Below are 22,173 nucleotides of genomic sequence, written 5' to 3'. Positions count from 1 at the left end.
TCGCTTCGCTTCGGGCACCCTGATGTCACTTTCGGACGATACCGCCTTTCCGCGCTGGGGTGCTGTGCGGGTGCGGCCGTGTTTTCCGGATGCGCCCTCAGGGTGTCAGCCCGGACGCTCTCCGATGCGGAGCGAGGAGGAAGCGGAGCGTCCGGGTGACGGGTGCCCCTGCGTAGGCGCGGAGGAAATATGCGGCGCCCCGCCCCTGCTTAGTGAGGGGAGGAACGAGGACGGTCACTGCCCCTCGCCTGTAGCCCTAACCAAGCAGAGAGAGGACTAGTCCTCGTGCGCAACCTTCACCGTCACGCCGTTGAGAGTCACGGTGTCGCCGGGGTGCAGCTGCTTGCCGCGTGCTTCCTCAATGTCGCCGTTGACCTTGACCAGGCCGTGCTGAATGACCTCGCGTGCCTGCGCGCCGTCCTCTACGAGGTTGGCGAGCTTGAGGAACTGGCCGAGGCGGATCATGTCGTCGCGAATAAAAATTTCTTCCATGCTCTCTAGTTTATCCCGCCGGGTGCATACTGGTGTCCGGCAAAAATGGGGGTGTGGTGGGCCGGGTAGGCATACCCAGGGGTGGGGTGGTGATGGTACCCTAGTGTCTTGCATCAAAAAGTGTGCATATTGCGCCGATGAGCGCGAATACGGGCGCCCCGTTCTGGGTCGCGTCCCTTATGAACCCGAACTCACGCACGTCACAGCCGGTGGCGGGGCAGAAGGAGTAACTATGGCTGAAAAGTCCACCCTCGATAACGTTATTGCGCTCGCGAAGCGCCGCGGCTTTGTTTTCCAGGCCGGTGAAATTTACGGCGGTTCCCGCTCCGCATGGGACTACGGCCCCCTCGGTGCAGAGCTGAAGGAAAACATCCGTCAGCAGTGGTGGCAGCGTTTCGTCCGCTCTCGTGCGGACATGGTTGGCCTGGACTCCTCTGTTATTCTGCCTCGTGCGGTGTGGGAGGCGTCCGGTCACGTGGCGACCTTCACCGACCCGCTGGTTGAGTGCCTGTCGTGCCACAAGCGTCTGCGTCAGGATCACCTGCTGGAGAACTTTGAGGCGAAGAAGGGCCGCGCGGCTGAGGGCATGGAAGAGATTGCTTGCCCGAACTGTGGTACTCGTGGTGAGTGGACTGAGCCGCAGAACTTCTCCGGTCTGATGAAGACTTACCTGGGCCCGGTTGATAATGAGGAGGGTCTGCACTTCCTGCGCCCGGAGACCGCTCAGGGTATTTTCGTGAACTTCAACAATGTGGTCACTGCTTCTCGTAAGCGCCCGCCGTTCGGTATTGGCCAGATCGGTAAGTCGTTCCGTAACGAGATCACTCCCGGTAACTTTATTTTCCGTACTCGTGAGTTCGAGCAGATGGAAATTGAGTACTTTGTGCACCCGGATGACGCTGATAAGTACTTCAATGAGTGGGTTGAGGACTGCTGGAACTGGTTCGTTGACCTGGGTATTAACCCGGATAACATGCGCCGCTTCGACGTTCCTAAGGAGGAGCGTGCACACTACTCGGCTGGCACTATTGACGTTGAGTACCGCTTCGGCTTCCAGGGTTCCGAGTGGGGCGAGCTGATGGGCGTTGCGAACCGTACCGATTACGACCTGGGTGTGCACAACGAGCACTCCAACGCGAAGCTTGAGTACTTCGACCAGGCTACCGGTGAGCGTTACGTGCCGTACGTGATTGAGCCGTCCTTTGGTCTGACCCGCTCCATGATGGCGTTCCTTGTTGACGCATACGTCGAGGATGAGGCACCGAACACTAAGGGTGGCGTGGATAAGCGCGTCGTGCTGAAGCTCGACCCGCGCCTGGCACCGGTGAAGGCTGCTGTTCTGCCGCTGTCCAAGAAGGCTGAACTGTCTGAGCCCGCAACCAAGCTGGCGAACGAGCTGCGTGGCCTGTGGAACGTGGATTACGACGAGGCGGGCGCTATTGGTCGCCGTTACCGCCGCCAGGATGAGATCGGTACTCCGTTCTGCATCACCGTGGACTTTGACACTCTTGAGGATCAGGCTGTGACCATCCGCGAGCGCGACACCATGAACCAGGAGCGTGTGGCTCTGGATCAGGTGAAGTCTTACCTGGCTGCACGCCTGGCAGGCTAAAAATAATTTATAACATGGTCGGCGGGTAGCCTCTTAGAGCGAAAGAGGCTACCCGCCGTCGTGTATTTGGGCTACCCTGGTTAGACTGATTGGCACGTTTGACGCGAGCGAAGGAAAGGTGCACGGATATGGCTGAACGCCTCAGCGAAAAATTTGAGATTCGTCCTTGGCAGGAGGGTGATGACCTTGCCCTGCTTGAGATTTGGAACTCTGCCCGTAATGAGGTTGAGGAGCGCCAGCGTGGCCTTTTCGGCCCGGACAGTGACGCGCCGTTTAGCCGTACCCTGGTGGTGACTGTTTCTGGTGTGCCGGTGGCTGCGGGTACTGTGGTTGCTTCGCTGCTGCATCCGACGCGTTTGTGGTCGTATGTGGAGGTCGCGGCTGATCACCGCCGTCAGGGTATTGGTACTGCCCTGCTGGATGCGCTGCGTGAGATTGCGGCGGCGCACGGTCAGACGACTGCTTTGCGTGTGAAGCTGTCGCCGTTTAGTGACGGTGAGGAGTTCGCGCAGGCTACTGGTATGAAGCTGGTTCAGCGTTCCCGTATGGTGCGTGTGGAGCCGGGGGCGATTCCTCCGGTGTCGTTGCGTGAGGACGCTGACGGTAACGAGACTCAGGCGATTGAGGATTTGGCGACCGGTTCGGTTGAGCTGACCGCCGCGCTGTGGGATTTCTACCGCCGCGCCCACGAGTGGGATGTTCCCGCCGAGGTGGGTTTGGGCACCGTGAACCGCTATTTCCTCTCGGATGAGGTGCGTGCCTTTGGTGCCGTGGTGCTTCGTGACCATATTCGTGAGGCTGCTGCTGAGGGTAAGAAGGGCCCGATTGTTGCGTTTGCGGTGAGCTACCACCCCTTCGAGACTGACCCGGAGGCGGCGCTGGTGGATGAGAAGACCGCCACGGAGTTGCTGCTGGGCTACGACTTCGATAATGAAGGTGCCGTGGAGGCAATCATGCAGGTGCTGTCCCTGCTGAGCGCTAAGTACCCGGTGCTGGTTGAGGTTGACGACGCCATGGAGGCGCTGGTTCAGGTAACCGACGTGCTACTGCGTGCCGGTACCGCTTCGGTGGAGGGCGACCCGACCTATATTTACGTGACGGAGTAGGTTCGAGAGTAGATTCTCGAGTAGGTTTGTAGGTTCCCAAATAGATTCGCGGTACCGAGCCTGCTGGCTGACTCTTGCTGAAAGGGGCGGGGGAGTGGAATGCTTCCCCGCCCCTTTTGTGTGCTGCCCCTTTCGCGTGCCTGCGCTCGCCGCCGCTACCGCCGCGGGGCGCCTCCAAAAAATCCGCCTGTGCTGTGCCTCTGTACCCCGTCAGCTGAGTCCGGTTCTCGATTTGCCCCCGTATGCCACAATATAGGGGTGAATTCTGAAGCACCCCGTCTTACCCTTCCGCCCCTGAAACTGGGCAATCTGACCGTTGATACTCCCGTGGTTCTCGCCCCGATGGCTGGCGTGACCAATAAGGCTTTCCGCCGCCTCTGCAGTGAATATGGCGGCGGCCTGTACGTTACCGAAATGGTGACTGCGCGCGCCCTGGTGGAGCGTAAGCCCGAGTCCATGCGCATTATTGAGCATGACCCGGACGAGAAGATCCGCTCCATCCAGATTTACGGTGTGGACGCGGTCAACGTCGGTAAGGCTGTGCGCATGGTCGTTGAAGAGGACCGTGCAGACCACATTGACTTGAACTTTGGCTGCCCGGCTCCTAAGGTGACTCGCCGCGGTGGCGGTGCCGCCCTGCCCTGGAAGACTGACCTGTTCACTGCGATTGTGCAGACCGCGGTGAAGGAAGCATCCCGCAACGATATTCCGCTGACCATTAAGATGCGTAAGGGCATCGACGATGACCACATTACGTTCTTGGAATCCGCCAAGATTGCGCGTGATGCCGGTGTTGCGGCGATTGCCCTGCACGGTCGTACTGCGGCTCAGCATTATTCGGGTAAGGCTGACTGGGATTCGATTGCGCAGCTACGCGAGCTGATTCCGGATGTGCCGATCCTGGGTAATGGCGATATTTTCTCCGCTGAGGATGCGGTGCGCATGGTTGAGCAGACCGGCGTGGACGGCGTCGTGATTGGTCGCGGCTGCCAGGGTCGCCCGTGGCTGTTTGGCGACCTGCAGAATGCGTTTGAGGGTTCGTCGGAGCGTATCCGACCGACCCTGACTGAGGTTTCGGACATGATTTACCGCCACGCAGAACTGCTGGTGGAAACCTTCGGCGATGAGACCCGAGGCCTGCGCGAGATCCGCAAGCACGTGGCGTGGTACTTCAAGGGCTACCCGGTCGGTGGCGAGCTGCGTGCGAAGATGGCCCAGGTGCCCGACCTGGCGACCTTCCGTGAGCTGATTGCTCAGCTGGACCACTCGATTGGTTACCCGGGTGCCGCCGTGGAGGGCTCGCGCGGTCGCGCCGGCAGCCCCAAGCAACCGCACCTGCCCGATGGCTGGCTGGATTCGCGCATCCTGGGGGATGCTGAGCGTCTGGGCCTGGCGGAGGCTGAGCTGGATATTTCCGGCGGCTAAACCCCTGTACTTGTGTGCCGCGGCGTGCTGTTTGCGCGTCGCGGCGCATCCTTTTTATGAGCCTGTTCGCGCGCTATGTTGCCGCTCCTGCAACGCCTGCAGAGGCTACCTGTTGACCCTCACCGTAGAATTGAGTTTATGGCTGGATTAATCCGCAAAGAAGACATTGACGAAGTCCGCGCCCGTACCGATATCCGCGAAATCATTGAAGGCTATGTGAGCCTCAAAAGCGCCGGTATAGGCACCTTCAAGGGGCTGTGCCCGTTCCACGACGAGCGCACGCCCTCCTTCAATGTGCGCCCGCAGGTCGGTTCGTACCACTGCTTTGGCTGCGGTGAATCCGGTGACGTGTACTCCTTCGTCATGGCGATGGAACACACCAGCTTCGTTGAGACGGTGGAGCGTCTAGCCGCCCGTATTGGTTACACCCTGCACTATGAGGGCGGTAAGCCCGGCGACCGCTACGAGGCGGGTATGCGCCGCCGCCTGCTCGACGCGCACAAGATGGCCGCCGAGTTCTTCGAACGCAACCTCTACAGCGCTGATGCTCAGGAGGCGCAGCGCTTCCTCGGCGCCCGCGGTTTCGACCCCGCCGCAACCCGCAAGTTCGGTGTCGGCTACGCCCCGCGCGGCTGGGACCACCTGCTCAAGCACCTTCGCTCCCAGGGCTTCACGGATGAGGAGCTGAAGGCGACCGGTATGTTCTCGGAGGGCAACCGCGGCCTGTACGACCGCTTCCGCGGCCGCATCATCTGGCCGATTCGCACCATTGCCGGTGAAACCATCGGTTTCGGTGCCCGCCGTCTCTTTGACGACGATCAGGGCCCCAAATACCTGAACACCCCCGAGACGCAGCTGTACAAGAAATCCCAGGTGCTTTACGGCATTGACCTGGCAAAACGCGATATGACCAAGACTAAGCAGGTCGTCATTGTGGAAGGCTACACGGACGTTATGGCGGCACACCTCGCCGGCATCACCACTGCCGTTGCCACCTGCGGCACCGCGTTCGGTCCCGGCCACATCAAGATGGTGCGCCGCATGATTACCGACGACGGCTCCGGCGGCGAAATCATCTTCACCTTCGACGGTGACGCCGCAGGCCAGAAAGCCGCCATGGCCGCATTCCAGGAGGACCAGCGCTTCGTCGCGCAGACCTTCGTGGCGGTTGCCGAGAACGGCATGGACCCCTGCGACCTGCGCCTACACAAGGGCGACGCCGCCGTGCGCTCGCTGATCGCTTCGCGCCGCCCGCTCTTCGAGTTTGCGATTGATTCGACCCTCGCCAAGTACGATTTGGCGACCCTTGAGGGCCGTGTGCTGGCGATGCGCGCTATCGCCCCGATTATTGCCGGCATCAGGGACCGCGACTTGCGCCCCGCCTACATGCGTAAGGTATCCGGTCAGCTCGGTCTGGAGCTTGACGAGATTCAGCGTGCCGTGGCATATGCGCAGAACCACCCGAAGCTTTCTCGCTCCCAGCAGGCGGAGGCTCCCGCAGCCGCGCCGCGTTACGAGCGTCTGAACGAGGGGCCGCAGGGAGTGCCGGGCACGCCGGGCTATGCGGGCGCTCAGGGTTACGTGGGCGCGCCGGGTTACGCGGGTGCTCAGGGCGCAGTTCATGCTGACGCGCCCTACGACCCCGCCTACGACGCACCGCCACCAGAAGACCACGCCGCACCCAGTGCCTACGCCGGTCAGAACGCTGCCGCGCACCCGCCGAGCAGCATTCAGCCCGCCGCACCCCAGCCGGAGGTGACCGCCCCCGCCGTTGAGGAATTCCTCACCCCCGACCCGCGCGACCCGGTTGCCCGCCTCGAAAAGGCGGCGCTCGAGATTGCCCTGCAGCACCCCGAGCTCATCAGTGTGGAACAGTGGCGTAACCTCGCCACCGTGCAGTTCCGCTACCGCACCCACCGTGAGGTGGCCGCCGGCATTATTCACGCGGCAACCGTCATGGCGCCCACCCCCGGCATCGAATGGATTAACTGCGTGCGCTCCGGCGCTGTGGAGGGCGTACATCCCGCCATCGCGGAGCTCGCCGTCTCACCGCTACCGGTCAGCAGCGCTGAGCGTCTGCCCGGTTTTGTGACTGGCGCACTCAATGCCCTGTTTGAACAGCAGATTGCCCGCCAAAAATCCGACCTGATGATGCGCCTAGAGCAGCTCAGCGCAAACCCCGACGACGAAGAGTTCGAAGCGGTACAGCGTCAGCTCCTCGAGCTGGAAATGCGCCGCCGCCAGCTCAGCGCACAGCGCGGCTAAGTACGGCTCCTTGTGAACGCCCCGGCTACCTGCCGAATGTCCTGTGTTCTGCAGGTTGCCGGGGAATACCGCGGGGTAGAAGCCTCCCTCACCACCCAAACCAACCACACACCCCAAAAGTGATGCACTTCATAGCATTTCAAGTTGCGGAGCCCAAACAGCCCCGGTATAGTTATTACTCGTTGCAAGGGAAACCAGCAACGAAAACAAAATAATCCCCCGTAGCTCAATTGGCAGAGCATTCGACTGTTAATCGAAGGGTTACTGGTTCGAGTCCAGTCGGGGGAGCAAATATAGCAAGAACCCCCGAGGCGAAGCCTCGGGGGTTCTTGCTATATACGTTCCTCTGACTCGAACCAGTAACCCCTCGGGCTTGCGCCCTCGGCGAGGCAAAGATTTTTGTTTCCTCGCGCGCTCGGAAAATCTTCGCCTCGCTAGTTCGAGTCCAGTCGGAACGTTCTCCCCAAGTCGTGAACCAGCAACCCCTCGGGCTAACGCCCTCGGCGGGATAACGGTTTTTTACTTCCTCGCGCGCTCGGAAAAACCGTCACCCCGCTGTGTCGAGTCCAGCGCAACAGTGGCATACGGGGTGGTTGAGATTTTTGGTTCCTCGCGCGCTCGGAAAATCTTCACCCCGCTGTATCGAGTCCAGTCGGAACGTTCTCCCCAAGTCGTGAACCAGCAACCCCTTGGGCTTACGCCCCCGGCGAGGCAAAGATACTTCACCCTGTAAAAATGTACCCTGCAAAAATGTGAAGTCTAACGCACAGGAAAGTTCCCCACCCACATCAACCACACGCCCACTCGGCGCGTAGCGGGGGAGCGGCGCATCGGCATCCTCTTACGCCTACTCCAGAGCAAATCCACAGGCGCAACCAAACCCAGAAACCTACGCCTGCAGCTCAACACAACCTCCAGAAAGTCGAAAATACCTGAAGAGATAGTGCAAACCCCCGCCCAAACGGTCACGCGGAGGTATCATAAGGGGCTAAACTATAGGAGGTGGAGTGCGAAAAAGAAGCCTCCAAAAACACGTCACGGAGAGGTGGTCATGACCACTACTACTAATCCCAAGGCACCTAAGCGTTTCTTTGCTGGCATTAGCGGGATTAAGTCCGGCGTCGCGAACATCATCGACGCTGGCAAAACCTTCAAGACCCTCGGACCCAGCCAGGTCAAGGACGAAATCCAGATTGCAAAGCACGAGCTGAAGACCAAGGGCATCGCCGTTGGTAAGGGCGCAGCCTTCTTCGGCGTCGCAGCAGTCTTCGGTCTGTTCCTGATCATTGCGCTGGTCGCCGCAGCAATCCTCGGCCTCGGCACCGTCATGCCCTACTGGGCATCCGCGCTGGTCTTCGCCCTCATCTTCCTCATCGTCCTGGCAATCTGCGCCCTGGTCGGTCTGAAGAAGGTTAAGGCTCAGCTGCCGTTCAAGCCCGAATCCGCAATCTTCGGTCTGCTCTTCGACCTCGGCGTACTCAAGGAAGGTACCGCCATGTCCGCTGAGCGCCTGAAGAAGGAACAGGCAGAGCGTGCAGAGCAGAAGGCTAAGGAAGCTGAAGAAGCAGCAGAACGCGCACGTCAGGAAGCTGAAGAGCGCAAGGCACGCGGTGAGGAAGAGCCCAAGCCGCCGACCTTCGAAGAGCTCAAGCAGCGCACCGCAGAACGCCGCCAGCATCTGGCAGCCCTGCGCGACGACCTGCAGTCCTACACCGGCGACGTTCAGAACAACACCCAGCAGGCTCTGGACGCTCTCAAGGCAGTGCCCTCCGAGGTTGCCGCAGGTGCAGCAGCTACCGGCCGCGGCCTGGCAGAGAACGTGCGCAAGCCCGAGGTTCTGCAGGCACGCTGGAAGTCCTTCGCAGCACTGGGCGCATCCATTGCAACCGTCCTGCACTTCCTGAACCGCCTGGTACGCCGCTAAACCCGGTACACCATAAACCCAGTCGCCGCTAAAACCGGCACAGGTTTAACGCCAAGCGTCCAAACGCCCCGATACTCGTATCGGGGCGTTTGTGCGTCTACAGGCAGGTTGCCGGCTTCTGTTTCAACGGGAGGTTTAGAGGTAACTCCCAGCCAAAGCCGCCCACCATAAGTCGGAGAAGGACGCAGCTCACAGGTAGAATAGACAAGTGCTGTACGTACTGGACCCACCCGGTGCACGCGGCAGACAGAGGTAGAAGCGGCGCACCGTCGCACCCGAAACCCCAAAGTCACCGACACACTACACCCCGATGAGGAGCCCCGTCATGGAACAGGCAAAGACGATTCTGATTGGCGCAGAAACCTACCCGCCGGACATCAACGGTGCAGCACAATTCGGTCACCGCCTCGCCACCTCCATGCTCAAGCGAGGTCACTCCGTGCACGTGGTCGCCGCCAGCCCCATCCCCGGCCCCAGCTACCGCACCGAAGTAGAGAGTGGCATCGTGGAGCACCGCCTGCGCTCGCACCTGCCTCCGACCCACGAGACGAACCGCATCTGCGTGCCCTGGGAGATCTGGTCCGAGGTTGGTGCAATCCTTGACGAGGTCCGCCCGGACGTGGTGCACGTGCAGTGCCACTACATTATTGGCCGAGCCCTGATTTTCCAGGCGAAGCGCCGCGGTATCCGCGTTATCGCAACCAACCACTTCATGCCGGCAAACCTTGATCCGTTCCTGCCCTTCCCCGATCCCGTGAAGCGTGTGATTGAGAAGGTCACCTGGAAGGACATGCGTTTCTGCTTCTCCAAGACTGCGGTCGTTACCACCCCCACCCAGATCGGTGCGGATGCGATGCGCGACCTGGGTCATTTTGACCGCCCCGTCATGCCGGTTTCTAACGGTATTGAAATCAGCGACTACGAGCTGCCTGAGGGAGCAGACGCCGGCAAGGTTCCCGGTGAGCTGCGTATTGCCTTCGTGGGTCGCCTTGCCGAAGAGAAGAACGTGGACGTGCTCATCGAGGCGCTCTCCCTGCTGCCCGATACCCTCGAGCACGTGGTGCTGGATATCGCTGGTGGCGGCGAGCTGCGTGAGGCTCTCGAGCAGAAGGCACACGATTGCGGCGTGTCCGACCGTGTGATTTTCCGTGGCTTCGTTCCGGATGAGCATCTGCCCGAGGTGTACCAGATGGCTGACGTGTTCTGCCAGCCCGGTACCGCCGAGCTGCAGTCCCTGGTCTCTCTGGAGGCGATGAGCGCCTCCACCCCCGTGGTGCTTGCGAACGCGCTGGCTCTGCCGCACCTGGTGGAGGACGGTGTGAACGGCTACCTCTTCGAACCCAATAACGCTCAGGATTTGGCGAAGAAGCTGGAGGCTGTGCTCTCCCTGCCCGCCGCCGAGCGTGAGCAGATGGGTCGCGAGTCCCGCCGCATCGTGGGCTTCCACAGCGCTGAGAACACCTGGCGTACCTTCGAGGAACTGTACGTGAGCGACGCTCCGTACCAGCGTTACCTGGATTCGCGCCGATAAGCTTCTTTAGGTGCTGAGTAGTTGATTGAGCGTTTTTCGTTCTCAGTCGCTGTTCAGGTACTCTAGAGGATGGTGCTGGCGCCCATTGCGCGCCGTCACTGCACCGGATGGGGAGTTAGCTCAGCCGGTTAGAGCAGGGGACTCATAATCCCTTGGTCGCGGGTTCGAGCCCCGCACTCCCTACGGCCCCGCCCGTCGACTTCACCCACTTGTCGGCGGGCGGGGCTTTTTCGCGCCCTATTTTCGTGCATGGAATGCATCAACGGTGATGAAAATGGGTAAATGACGAACGAAGACGCATCATAGTTCTCGATAGGGTAGGGTTGAAGGGTCTTGTCACGAAAGGCAGGGCGATGCTGCCGGTAGGTGCCGATTCTGCTGGCGGTGTTGCTTCCACACACCATACGAGAGGATCTCAATGTCGGAGAACACTCCCAACAACCCGTCGCAGGGTGTAGCCGGAGGCTACGGCTACGACGCCGGCGCACACCCCGCGCAGGACGCTTCGCTTCCGGGCCAGGCTGCTCAGCCGAGCCAGCCCGTGCAGTCGAGCCAGCCGGGTAATGCTGCTCAGCCTGCCGCACCGGTAGCACCTCAGCAGCCCGTTCAGCCTGAGCCCGTTCAGTCGCAGCAGGCGCCCCAGCCCGGTACTGCTCAGCCCGGTGCTGCGCAGCCGGGTCAGCCCGGCCAGGCAACCTATGCGCCGAGCGCACCGCATCCGGCGGTGAAGGCACTGGGTGCTACCTGGAACGCGTTCTTGGACGTTTTCTCCAGCAACCCGGCGACCGCGCACGCTCGCATCTCTTCCGCAGGTGCGTGGGGTTGGATTGTTCCCACGACTCTGCAGGCGCTAGTGGGCGCGTTCTTCTTCAGCCAGCTGGTAATTCTGGCGGCGGTTGTCATGATGTCCATGTTGGGCTACATGTTTGGTGGCCGAAGTGGTGCCGCCTACGGTGGTGCCTACGCCGCACAGGCTGTGCCGACCGGACGCATGATTCTGGCGTACGTGCTGATGGCTCTCGCCATCTTCGGCGTGCAGGTTCTGCGCGGTGTGCAGCTGCAGCTGACCGCGCGCATTGGCAAGGCGCCGGCGTCCTTCACCGCGAGTATGCATGCTGTGTCGGTGTCTTCTCTGGTGCTGATTCCTTCGTTCCTGCTGCTGAACCTGCTCGTGTTCTTCTTGCGCCTCACCCGTAGCGGTGACGGCGCGTTCTTCCTGACCATGCTCATGGTTCTGGTGCTTGCTTTTGCGGTGTTCTCGGGTGAGGCTCTGACCTACCTGGGCCTGAACCGTCTGGGCCGCTTCGCGAAGTCCCCGATTATCATGCACGCGGCGCTGAGCACCGCATGGGTTCTGGCATCCATGGTTGTTTACTACGTGGCTATTCGCCTGATGGGAGCCTAGAATGCACGCGATGACTCATACCCCGGCTGCACCGGCTCGTCAGCGCTGGATGTTCCTGGCGGTTCTGCTGACCATTGCAGCGCTGATTCTGAGTGCCTGCAGCGCGAAGATTGAGACCCAGCTGGGTCTTGAGAGCGCCGAGAAGGGTACTCGTACGATTCTGGTTTCCTTCAACATGAAGGATAACCAGGACAAGGTTAAGGGCGGCACCCAGGCGCTGGATGCGTCCGTTCGTAAGCACCTGCCCGAGGGCATGGAGTACGAAGGTATTCAGTCTGAGGGCGAGAAGGCTCGTGCGACCTTCAAGGTCTCCTTCTCCTCCGTGGACGAATACCACTCCAAGGTGACCTCTCTGCTGAAGGCTTCGGGCTCCGACATCAAGCCGCAGATCAGCATCATCAACTCTGACCAGGGCCTGGTGCAGGGTATCCAGGTGAAGGAAAACTTCAGCTCTGGCGACCTGCTGGGCTGGCTTCCGGAAGCGCTGGTCGTGGATGGTGTGGTGTCTGCTTCTAATAAGAACAGCGTCCTCAGCAGCAGCGATGAAACCACTGTGAAGTTTGGCGAGAAGGAAGTGAAGAACTCCGGTGGTTCTAAGATTTCTGCGAAGGATGTTCAGGACCGCGGTTTCCGTAACGTCATTCTTGACGTGAAGGAGAAGGACGGCGGTTACTCCGTGATGGTTTCCTTCGTCGCGAAGGAAATCATGAACACCGAGACCGCCTCGGCGGTCGACGCCTACCTGAACCAGGTCAAGCCTGAGGGCTCCGAGCTGAAGAAGGGTCTGGAGTCCTCGCAGGCGAAGGCATACGCTCCTTCCGCATCGACCGCCAGTGCGAAGGAAGAAGTGGGTCGTACCCTGACCTTTAGCGCTTCTTCGATTGAGGACCTGGGCAGCGGTCTCAAGAAGCTGTTTGGCGCAAGCAGCACCGATTTCTCCGCCAGCCGTGAGGTAGTGGCGAAGGACAACAACTTTACCGTTCAGAAGAAGATTTCGGGTCTGCTGGACTGCTCCCTGCTGTGCTCCCCGAACGGTGATGGCCTGACCCTGACCATCGTGGACAGCAACGATAAGTCCTACATGGTTGACCCCGAGGGCCGCGCTAGCTCCTCCCGTTCGGGCGGCAGCAGTACTCTCATCGCGGTTGACCGTGTTTCTTCGCGCCAGATCGAGATGAAGAGCATGAAGGTCGCTACCTCCCTGGGCCTGGATGGTTCCATGGAAGCGCGTTTCCTCTACGCATTCCCGACCGAGGATGTTGCAGGCGCTGAGCAGAAGCTCAAGGACGTTTTCGCAGGCGGCAGCAATGACGAGACCGAGGTCCGTCAGGACGGCGACTCCACCATCGTGAGCGTGAAGGTTCGCGGTAAGGACCAGAACGAGTTCAACCAGCGTCTGAACGAGTACCTGCCCGATTCGAAGGTAACCGTGACCCGCCCCGGCGGATACCACCCCTTCGGCTCCGACTACACGGTGACCCCTGAAATCAAGCTCTCTTCAAAGCTGGGTAACTACTACTCCGCTCCCTTCGAGTTCACCTTCAAGGCGCCGACCTTCTCCTCGCTGGACCAGCAGAAGGTAGATGCCGCGAACAGCCTCGCGAAGAACTCTCAGCACGTGCAGCTCACCGTGAACGGTGGCGAGCTGAGCGTCAAGACTGACCGTGGTGTCAGTAGCACCTCCGGTCTGACTGTTCCGGTGTCAGGTCTGAGCATGACTGACGTAATCGTGGACGCGGTTATTGTGGGTCTGCTACTGCTCATCCTGATTCTGCTCTTCCTGTTCCGCAAGAAGATTGCGGCGGCTCGTGCGAAGGGCCGTGAGCGTCGTGCCGCTTCGGCTGCTGCACTGGGTGCGGCGGCTGGTGTTGCGACCGGTTACGGTGCAACCCAGGCTGACGCACAGGGTGGTTACGCAGCTCAGAATGGTTACCCGGCACAGGGTGGTTACGCTGCTCAGCCCGGTTACCAGGCACAGGGCGGCTACCCGGCGCAGAACACCGCCTACGCTGCGGGTGACGATTCGCCGACTCAGGTATTCACCCCGCAGCACGGCCTGAACTACGGTGAGAATGAACCGACCAAGGCAATGCCTGCGTACGATGCGCAGGCCGCGCAGACCGCACAGCCTGCACAGCCGGTTCAGCCTACTCAGCCCGGTCAGCAGGTTCAGCCCGGTCAGACTGCTCAGCAGCCTGTACAGCCGAACCAGTTCGGTGCTGATGACGGTGACGTCCTCCAGTAAGTAGCTGCCTCTAGCACCTACGCTAGTGAGCACAACCTAGACTGGCTCCTGTGGCCCGTTGCCTCCTTTTGGGGAGGTGACGGGCCACAGCCGTACCCAATGACTGCCAGCGCGAGTACTCGCCACCTAATATCCGCCCGGCACGGGTAGCAGAATGCTTGGTTCCTTCGAGCCCAGCAGGCTCATGGGGTTGATGTACTCGGCGTCCTTGCCGCTGCCGTCCCCACGGGTGCCTCCCTGTCGTACGCCCCAGTACAGGCAGGGGGTGGAGCATCGCCGGTAGGGGCGCTCGCTGTTGCCGCCCGCCGCGCCTGCGACGGTGCCGATGACCTCACCGGCTGTAACGGTGGTGCCGACCGGGAGTGCTTCGTCCATGGGTTCGAAGGTGCTGCGCCGCCCATCCGGATGCGCAATGACCAACACTTTGCGGTTGACGACCGTGCCGCTGAAAACCACTTTTCCCGGTGCCGGTGCGTAGACGTGCCGGTCGTTCTCGGGTACGGCAAGGTCTACGCCGCGGTGCCCGGCGCTCCAGCGTTGGGCGGGCTTCTCAAAGGGGTGGATCACCCGCGGTCTGGATTCGGCGGTGGGGGAGCGGTAGCGTAGTCGGCTCGCGGTGAGCTCAACGGTGTGGGGAACGTGTGCGCTGCTGGGAGCTTGTGCACTTGAGATGGCACCGTCAGTAAACCCTGCCCCGCCTGTAAAACTGAGCCAGCCCGAATAACCCTGACTGCCCAAATAACCCTGACTGCCCGCGTAGCTCTGCCCACCCGTGTAGCCCTGCCCGCCCGCGCTCACAAGTGCACCCAGCAGGCAGCACGCCGTCAGCATCGCGCGCCGTAGCGTTGTCGCTAATGTCATCATGTTCTGCTTCATCTTCTGAGCACATCACGAATTGCCCCGCCCCGCGGCACCTCACGAAAAATTGTGGATAACCCCGCTGTTTTCGCCTTAAAATCCTTTATCCACAGTGCCCCTGCACACACCCGCCGCGCCTGTGCAGGTTTTAACCCTAATCCGGCGGATTAATCGCGGAATATACGGTACAATGTCGTATTGCAGTGTGCCTGCGCGGGTATTCTCCCTCTTCGAGGGGGTTCCGCACAGTATCACTGACGACGCGCGGCGTGAGCGGCATCCTCAAACGGGGAGCCGATAAGGGACCTTCGGTCCACCCACACGGGGTGGTTAGGGCCTGAGCTGAACGGGTAACCGTGAACGCTAACCGCCGCCAGGAAAAACTGATAACTACTATGCGCGCGTTGGGCTAGCCCGAATGGGAGGTCCGCGCGGCACCACAAAGGAGACGACATGCCCGTCGTAACTATGCGTGAAATGCTGGACTCCGGCGTTCACTTCGGTCACCAGACCCGCCGTTGGAACCCCAAGATGAAGCGTTTCATCCTGACCGAGCGCAACGGCATCTACATCATCGACCTGCAGCAGTCCCTCGCCTTCATCGACAAGGCATACGAGGCTGTTAAGTCGACCGTCGCACACGGTGGCAACATCCTGTTCGTGGGTACCAAGAAGCAGGCTCAGGAAGTTATCGCTGAGCAGGCAACCCGCGTGAACATGCCCTACGTGAACCACCGCTGGCTCGGTGGTATGCTGACCAACTTCAGCACCATCTCCAAGAGCATCGAGCGCATGAAGGAACTCGAGCAGATTGACTTCGACGATGTAGCAGGTTCTCGCTACACCAAGAAGGAACTGCTCCTCATGCGTCGCGAGTTCGAGAAGCTCGAGAAGACCCTCGGCGGTATCCGCAACCTGTCCAAGGTTCCCTCCCTCCTGTGGGTTGTTGACACCAAGAAGGAGCACCTGGCAGTTAACGAGGCTCAGAAGCTGGGCATCCCCGTTGTTGCTATCCTCGACACCAACTGCGACCCCGACGAGGTTGCTTTCCCGATCCCCGGTAACGACGACGCTATCCGCTCCGTCAACCTGCTCACCCGCGTGATTGCTGACGCAGTGGCAGCCGGCCTGATCGAGCGCAACGCTAAGAAGAACGGCAAGGCTGAAGCAGCTGAGGAGCCCATGGCAGCTTGGGAGCGCGAGCTCCTGGAGCAGCACGAGGCTGCACAGGCTGAAGAGGCTGCTAAGTAAGCTTTCTTAGCCCACTAAGCTTTATGCTTTGTGGCCCCCCCTGCGGGGACCACGTTCGGACGGCGCCCGCCCTGACCTGGGCGCGGCGCCGTCCGCCATTTGTACCACCGGGATGTCATCCCGATTTATTACAGCAACACAAGGAGTTCACAATGGCGAACTACACCGCAGCAGACATCAAGGCACTGCGCGAGAAGACCGGCGCAGGTATGCTCGACGTCAAGAAGGCTCTGGACGAGGCTAACGGCGACCAGCAGAAGGCTGCTGAGATCATCCGCGTTAAGGGTCTGAAGGGCATCACCAAGCGCGAGGGTCGCGCAACCGCTGAGGGCCTGGTAGCTGCACGCGTTGAGAACGGCGTTGGCTACATGATCGAGGTCAACTCTGAGACCGACTTCGTGGCAAAGTCCGACCCCTTCATCGCTTTCGGCCAGAACGTGCTCGAGGCTGCTATTGCTGCTAACGCTTCCACCCTGGAAGAGCTGCAGGCTGCATCCTACGAGGGCAAGACCGTTGAGGAGCTGACCACCGACGCTGGTGCACTGCTCGGCGAGAAGATCGTTGTCCGCCGCGTTGCACGCGTTGAGGGCGAGAACGTTGCAGTTTACCTGCACAAGACCTCCAAGGACCTGCCGGCACAGGTTGGCGTTCTGCTGGCTGTCTCCGGTGAGAACACCGACGAGATCGCACACGACGTTGCAGTGCACATTGCTGCAATGAGCCCCAAGTACCTGGATTCCGAGTCCATCCCCGCAGACCAGATTGAGACCGAGAAGCGCGTTGCTCGCGAGACCGCAATCGCTGAGGGCAAGCCCGAGAAGATTCTGGACAAGATCGTTGAGGGTCGCCTGAAGGGCTTCTTCAAGGAGAACACCCTGCTCGATCAGGACTTCGCGAAGGACTCCAAGAAGTCTGTCGCACAGGTTCTGTCCGAGGCTGGCGCAACCGCTACCGCATTCGCACGTTTCCGCGTGGGCGCATAAGGACTCGCTGCAGTTCTGCCCTCCCGTATTGCGGGTTCCCGGTAAGGGAAATCGTATGAGGTTGGGATTATAGCCTGAAGCCGGGTAGTCACCACTGGTGGCTACCCGGCTTTGCTGTATCCTTGATAAGGACTAGGCGGCAGGAGCCCGCCCCGATCACCTATAACAATCCCTAGGTAAGCCACTGGAGGAACCATGACTGAAGCGAATCCCCGCCCGATGCACCGTGACGAAACCGGCCGCCGCCGCGTTTTGCTCAAGCTTTCCGGTGAGGTTTTTGGTGGCGGTGAAGTCGGTATTTCTACCGAGGTCGTGCGCAGCATCGCTAAGCAGATCGCCGCAACTGTTGGCGAGGTTGAGACCTCCATCGTGATTGGTGGCGGCAACTTCTTCCGCGGCGCTGAACTCTCTCAGGCGGGTATGGACCGCTCCCGTGCAGACTACATGGGTATGCTCGGCACCGTGATGAACTCCCTGGCTCTGCAGGATTTCCTGGAGCAGGAGGGTATTGACACCCGCGTTCAGTCGGCTATCACCATGCCGCAGGTTGCTGAGACTTACATTCCTCGCCGCGCGATTCGCCACATGCAGAAGGACCGCGTCGTGATTTTCGGTGCTGGTGCGGGTCTGCCCTACTTCTCCACCGACACTGTGGCTGCTCAGCGCGCCCTGGAAATCCACGCAGATGAGGTTCTGGTGGCTAAGAACGGCGTGGACGGCATCTACACTGCTGACCCGAACAAGGACCCCAACGCTGAGCGCCTGTACAACCTCACCTACGATGAGGCAATGCAGCGCAACATCCGCGTGCTGGATCAGACCGCGTTCTCCCTGTGCCGTGACAACAACGTGACCATGCGCGTGTTCGGCATGCAGGGTGAGGGTAACGTGACCCGCGCGATTCTGGGCGAGAAGATGGGTACCCTCGTTACTCGCTAACGCCTAATTTTCTAGGCCGGGGCATGTTTGATGCCCCTCTGATTGTGACCGTGCTCGATAGCGCGGACTTATTCTGGACGGTACCGCGCGGGTAAGCGCTAAAACTCGCTTATGCCCGCCGGTACCGTCTAGACTTATATCAAATACGACGTTCTGCCTCTTTCCCATCGACTTCGCGGTATCCGTAAGGTTTTCGCCTCGGATGCGCCGCGAACCGGTAGGGAAATCATGAAGGCTGAACGCGCACCCACCGACAATTCTGGTACCCCAGAATACCGACAAAGGAGATCCTTTCGTGATCGAAGAAATCCTTGCCGAAGCCGGCGAGAAGATGGAAAAGACCATCGAAGCAACCAAAACTGAGTTCGCTAAGGTCCGCACCGGTCGTGTGAACCCCGCAATCTTCAGCGGCCTGACCGCCGACTACTACGGTGCACCGACCCCGCTGCAGCAGCTGGTGTCCTTCAACGTTGAGGACGCACGTACCGTCAAGATCGTTCCCTTCGACGTGACCGCACTGGCAGCTATCGAGAAGGCTCTGCGTGACTCCGACCTGGGTGTTAACCCCAGCAACGACGGTGCAGCTATCCGCGTTGTCATGCCCGAAATGACCGCTGAGCGCCGTAAGGAATACACCAAGCTCGTCAACCACAAGGCTGAAGAGGCTCGTATCTCCATCCGTAACGTTCGCCGCCACGCTAAGACCGCTATTGACAAGCTGGTCAAGGACAGCGAAATCGGTGAAGACGAAGGCGCACGTGCTGAGAAGGAACTGGACGCACAGACCAAGAAGCACATCGACCAGGTCGACGCACTGTACAAGCACAAGGAAGCTGAACTGCTCGAGGTCTAAACCCTAATGAGTACACGCAAAGAAGCGAAAGAAGAGAGAGGCGCGCCGCCTGCTCCACAGCCGAGCCCGCAGACCGCTGCAACGCCGGTGAAGTCGCGCAGCGCCAAAGCTGGCCGTAACCTGCCCGCCGCCATTAGTGTGGGCGTTGGTTTCGGCGTGCTATTGGTGCTGGGCCTGATTTACCAGCCGGTTTTTGTTGCGATCGCTACCGGCGCGGCAGCTTTGGGCGCCTGGGAAATTGGGCACGTGCTCAACACCCGCCGCGGCTACGGCATCCCGGAATACCTGCTGGGTGCCCTGTCTGGCGCAATTGTGGTGGTGTCCTACCTGTTCGGTTTTACCGGGCTGGGCATCGCCCTGGCGGTGAGCCTGCTGGCGCTGCTGCTCTCTTCTGCTCTCGTGCGTGCTGACCGTCAGGTCTCACTGGGTAAGTCTTTGAGCGGTAGCGCCCTGGCTCTGCTGTGGGTGCCGCTGATGCTGGGTATTGCCATGGTCTACTTCCAGACGGACCACGGCGAGCGCGGCATCCTCATGATTCTGCTGATGGCAATCTGCAATGACACGTTCGGCTTTATTGCCGGTGTGAATTGGGGTAAGCACCCGATGGCGCCGAAGATCTCCCCGAAGAAAAGCTGGGAGGGTCTGGCTGGTTCCTTCGTCGGCTCGGCAGTTGTTGGCGCTATCGCCTTGGCGGTCATGGGTTCGCCCTGGTATTGGGCTATTCCGCTGGCGGCGGTCATGGTGGTCGCTTCGACTGCCGGTGACCTGGTCGAGTCCGTGTTCAAACGCCGTATGGGTGTGAAGGACATGTCGAATATTCTGCCCGGTCACGGCGGCATGATGGATCGCCTGGATTCGATTCTTTTTGCTGCGGCGGCTGGCTGCCTGATTTTCCGGTTTATTATGCCGCTCTAAAGCTTCAAGCTTTATCGCTTATGGAGGCGGGGCGTTTCTTCCCACGAATGGGGGAGGGGCGCCCCGCCTTTGCTGTGCCCGCTTTCGCTGTACCCGGTGAATAGAGGCGTAAAAGGCTATATCTAAGACGCCGCCCGCCCACCTTGCACCAGGTAGCCTGCGCATTGGTATTCTTAAAGTTCAATCGTCGAGAGGAGCCCACCTTGGCAAGCACCACCCACGGAGGCGGATTTGCCCGTGCAGCAGAAACCGAACCCGGCTACAAGCGCAGTGAAGTAGACCGCCTGTTCACCCGCCTCGCCGAGGACTACGAGAAGCTCAGCGGAGCCGCCGAACTGCCCGAAGACCTCTACACCTCCCGACGAATCCGCCAGGTCGTCTTCCGCGAAGAACCCGGCGGCTACCAGCTGGACGTGGTCGACCGCGCCCTCGAAAAGATTGAGGAACGCTTCGCCAAGCTCGAACGCAGCCGCTACATTGAGGCGTACGGCCTGGACAACTGGGAACGCTCCCTCGTAGAGACCGGCGAGCTGCTCGCAGGCCGCCTGGAACGCCCCGCCGGTGAGCGTTTCCGCCGCCCCAGCAAGCGCCGCCACATGGGCTACTTCGTCGGCGACGTGGACGCCATCTGCGACCGCGTGTACGCCCAGCTCAACAGCGAGGAGCCGCTGGACCCCTCCGTGGTGCGCCACGCAAAGTTCCGCCCCGCCTCGGGCACCGTCAGCTACGAGGAATCCCAGGTGGACGCCTTCCTGGACCGCTGCATTGAGCTGCTGCAGGACCTGCTCTAAAACGTGAAGTGTTGAATCCCCCGCCCCGTATGACAGGGTGGGGGATTCTTCTGCGCTGGGGTCTTCTAAGCTGGGGCTCATCTATGCTGGGGTTCATCTACGCTGGGCCTTCTAACATGAGAGGCGGCGCCAGTACCCGAACGTACCCGCGAGCTCATGAGACACTAGAACCATGAAGTTTGGATCCTCAGCACGCGTCGGCGGCAGCCGCGACCGCCTCACCGACGCCCTCACAGAACTCACCCGCGCACCGCAGCGCGTCACCCTCCTCGGCTCAACCGGCTCCATCGGCACCCAAGCCATGGAAGTCATCGACCACCTCGCCGCGCTCAAGGGCACCAGCGCCTCCGCCGACGACGCACCGCTGAAGGTCGTCGCCCTCTCCGCAGGCTCCCGATCCCTCGAACTGCTCGCACGCCAGGCAGTACACGTGCGCGCCGAACTGGTCGCCACCAGCGGCACCGCAGACGACGCGCAGCGCCTCCGCGACCTCATCGAGGCGGCAGCCTCCGAAGCAGGCGCCACCGGCTACACCCCGCAAATCGCCCACGGCGCCGAAGCCTCCGTACAGGCGGCAGCACACCCGGCAGACACCGTCCTCAACGGCATCACCGGCTCCATCGGCCTGGAACCGACCCTCACCGCCCTCAACAGCGGCTACCGCGTGGCACTCGCCAACAAGGAATCCCTCATCGCAGGCGGCCCGCTCGTACGCGCCGCCGTCGATGCATCCCCCCTGAACACCCCCATGGTGCCCGTCGACTCCGAACACTCCGCCCTCGCGCAGGCGCTCGCCTCCGGAACCGACACAGAAATCGACCGACTCATCCTCACCGCATCGGGCGGCCCGTTCCGCGGCTACAAGCGTGAACAGCTGCACGACGTGACCCCCGCGCAGGCGCTTGCACACCCCACCTGGGACATGGGCCTGGTCGTCACCACCAACTCGGCAACCATGGTCAACAAGGCACTCGAAGTGCTTGAAGCGCACCACCTGTTCGGCGTGGACCTGGACCGTATTGACGTGGCGGTTCACCCGCAGTCCATCGTGCATTCCATGGTGCAGTTCGTGGACGGATCGACCATTGCGCAGGCGTCCCCGCCGAGCATGGTTCTGCCCATCGCGCTGGGTCTGACCTGGCCGCACCGCATTCCCGGCGCCGTGCCTGCTTGTGACTGGTCGAAGGCTGCATCCTGGACTTTTGAACCGCTGGACGAGGAAGCATTCCCCGCCGTGCGCATGATTAAGGACGCCGGTAAGGTCGGCGGCACGCACCCGGCAGTGTTCAACGCCGCCAATGAGGAAGCCGTCGCAGCATTCCACGCGGGCGCGATTCGCTTTACCGACATTGTCGACTCGGTGGCACGCGTGCTGGAGGAGCACACCGGCAGTGCTGAGGCTGTTTCTGACGCTGATTTGACGCTGGAGGCGGTGCTGAACGCGGAGCGTTGGGCTCGCGTTCGCGCGAATGAGCTGCTGGGCATGACCGGCAACTAACCGGTTCTGAGGCGGTATTCGCATTTCTATGGGATGGGGCGTGGAGGGGCTGGTGTTCGTCCTCGTTCCTACAGGGGCAC

General features: G+C 60.9%; 17 protein-coding genes and 2 tRNA genes. 17 read left to right on the top strand and 2 right to left on the bottom strand.

Annotated elements, in window-relative coordinates:
* Positions 1–276: 276 nt before the first annotated feature.
* Entirely contained in the window at positions 277–492 is a 216-nt protein-coding gene (locus HMPREF2842_RS07420; protein WP_005507051.1) for an RNA-binding S4 domain-containing protein, read from the bottom strand.
* A gap of 232 nt (positions 493–724) precedes the next feature.
* Between HMPREF2842_RS07420 and HMPREF2842_RS07415 the strand changes: the two genes are divergently transcribed.
* The 10 genes from HMPREF2842_RS07415 (at position 725) to HMPREF2842_RS07370 (ending at position 14,005) form a co-directional block, all read left to right on the top strand.
* Complete coding sequence (locus tag HMPREF2842_RS07415; RefSeq protein WP_005507052.1) at positions 725–2,104, top strand: glycine--tRNA ligase; 1,380 nt, start codon at positions 725–727, stop codon at positions 2,102–2,104.
* A gap of 128 nt (positions 2,105–2,232) precedes the next feature.
* Positions 2,233–3,210 (top strand): GNAT family N-acetyltransferase, encoded by a 978-nt coding sequence (locus tag HMPREF2842_RS07410; RefSeq protein ID WP_005508826.1) that lies wholly within the window; start codon positions 2,233–2,235, stop codon positions 3,208–3,210.
* A gap of 258 nt (positions 3,211–3,468) precedes the next feature.
* Positions 3,469–4,635 (top strand): tRNA dihydrouridine synthase DusB, encoded by a 1,167-nt coding sequence (gene dusB, locus HMPREF2842_RS07405; protein WP_049355088.1) that lies wholly within the window; start codon positions 3,469–3,471, stop codon positions 4,633–4,635.
* Between the two features lie 138 nt (positions 4,636–4,773).
* Complete coding sequence (gene dnaG, locus HMPREF2842_RS07400; protein ID WP_070643850.1) at positions 4,774–6,900, top strand: DNA primase; 2,127 nt, start codon at positions 4,774–4,776, stop codon at positions 6,898–6,900.
* Positions 6,901–7,115: 215 nt separating this feature from the next.
* Positions 7,116–7,188 (top strand) — tRNA-Asn (locus HMPREF2842_RS07395).
* A gap of 763 nt (positions 7,189–7,951) precedes the next feature.
* Positions 7,952–8,824 (top strand): phage holin family protein, encoded by an 873-nt coding sequence (locus tag HMPREF2842_RS07390; RefSeq protein ID WP_005508823.1) that lies wholly within the window; start codon positions 7,952–7,954, stop codon positions 8,822–8,824.
* A gap of 325 nt (positions 8,825–9,149) precedes the next feature.
* On the top strand, positions 9,150–10,355 hold the full coding sequence (locus tag HMPREF2842_RS07385) for a glycosyltransferase (RefSeq protein WP_070616824.1): 1,206 nt from the start codon (positions 9,150–9,152) through the stop codon (positions 10,353–10,355).
* Positions 10,356–10,464: 109 nt separating this feature from the next.
* Positions 10,465–10,538: transfer RNA gene (locus HMPREF2842_RS07380), tRNA-Ile, on the top strand.
* 235 nt (positions 10,539–10,773) lie between these two features.
* Positions 10,774–11,760: a hypothetical protein gene (locus HMPREF2842_RS07375; protein WP_049355095.1), complete on the top strand. Its 987-nt coding sequence runs from the start codon at positions 10,774–10,776 to the stop codon at positions 11,758–11,760.
* A gap of 10 nt (positions 11,761–11,770) precedes the next feature.
* Positions 11,771–14,005, top strand: a complete 2,235-nt coding sequence (locus HMPREF2842_RS07370) for a flagellar motor protein (RefSeq protein ID WP_239663454.1) — start codon at positions 11,771–11,773, stop codon at positions 14,003–14,005.
* A gap of 126 nt (positions 14,006–14,131) precedes the next feature.
* Here the strand turns inward: HMPREF2842_RS07370 and HMPREF2842_RS07365 are convergent, their stop codons facing one another.
* Positions 14,132–14,572 (bottom strand): M23 family metallopeptidase, encoded by a 441-nt coding sequence (locus tag HMPREF2842_RS07365; RefSeq protein WP_070644317.1) that lies wholly within the window; start codon positions 14,570–14,572, stop codon positions 14,132–14,134.
* A gap of 744 nt (positions 14,573–15,316) precedes the next feature.
* On the opposite strand from HMPREF2842_RS07365, the gene rpsB reads away from it, so the two are divergent.
* From rpsB to dxr, 7 genes are all read left to right on the top strand, one after another.
* Positions 15,317–16,114 carry a 30S ribosomal protein S2 gene (gene rpsB / locus HMPREF2842_RS07360; protein ID WP_005508818.1) on the top strand — a complete coding sequence of 266 codons (798 nt, stop codon included), beginning with the start codon at positions 15,317–15,319 and terminating at the stop codon, positions 16,112–16,114.
* A 152-nt stretch (positions 16,115–16,266) separates the two neighbouring features.
* The gene (gene tsf, locus HMPREF2842_RS07355) at positions 16,267–17,097 is read left to right on the top strand and encodes a translation elongation factor Ts (RefSeq protein ID WP_005508816.1); all 831 of its coding nucleotides are present in this window, start codon (positions 16,267–16,269) and stop codon (positions 17,095–17,097) included.
* Between the two features lie 195 nt (positions 17,098–17,292).
* Positions 17,293–18,036: a UMP kinase gene (gene pyrH, locus HMPREF2842_RS07350; protein ID WP_005507067.1), complete on the top strand. Its 744-nt coding sequence runs from the start codon at positions 17,293–17,295 to the stop codon at positions 18,034–18,036.
* A gap of 295 nt (positions 18,037–18,331) precedes the next feature.
* Positions 18,332–18,889, top strand: a complete 558-nt coding sequence (frr, locus tag HMPREF2842_RS07345) for a ribosome recycling factor (protein ID WP_049350195.1) — start codon at positions 18,332–18,334, stop codon at positions 18,887–18,889.
* A 6-nt stretch (positions 18,890–18,895) separates the two neighbouring features.
* Positions 18,896–19,804, top strand: coding sequence for a phosphatidate cytidylyltransferase (locus HMPREF2842_RS07340; RefSeq protein WP_049356008.1), 909 nt, complete (start codon positions 18,896–18,898; stop codon positions 19,802–19,804).
* 203 nt (positions 19,805–20,007) lie between these two features.
* On the top strand, positions 20,008–20,595 hold the full coding sequence (locus HMPREF2842_RS07335; RefSeq protein ID WP_012903944.1) for a cell division protein DivIVA: 588 nt from the start codon (positions 20,008–20,010) through the stop codon (positions 20,593–20,595).
* 172 nt (positions 20,596–20,767) lie between these two features.
* Complete coding sequence (gene dxr / locus HMPREF2842_RS07330; RefSeq protein WP_070643847.1) at positions 20,768–22,093, top strand: 1-deoxy-D-xylulose-5-phosphate reductoisomerase; 1,326 nt, start codon at positions 20,768–20,770, stop codon at positions 22,091–22,093.
* Positions 22,094–22,173 lie beyond the last annotated feature (80 nt).

The sequence above is a fragment of the Rothia sp. HMSC069C10 genome (assembly GCF_001812205.1).
Lineage (GTDB): Bacteria > Actinomycetota > Actinomycetes > Actinomycetales > Micrococcaceae > Rothia > Rothia mucilaginosa.
Note: the sequence above shows the minus strand (reverse complement) of the source record. Positions and strands in the feature narration are given on the sequence as shown.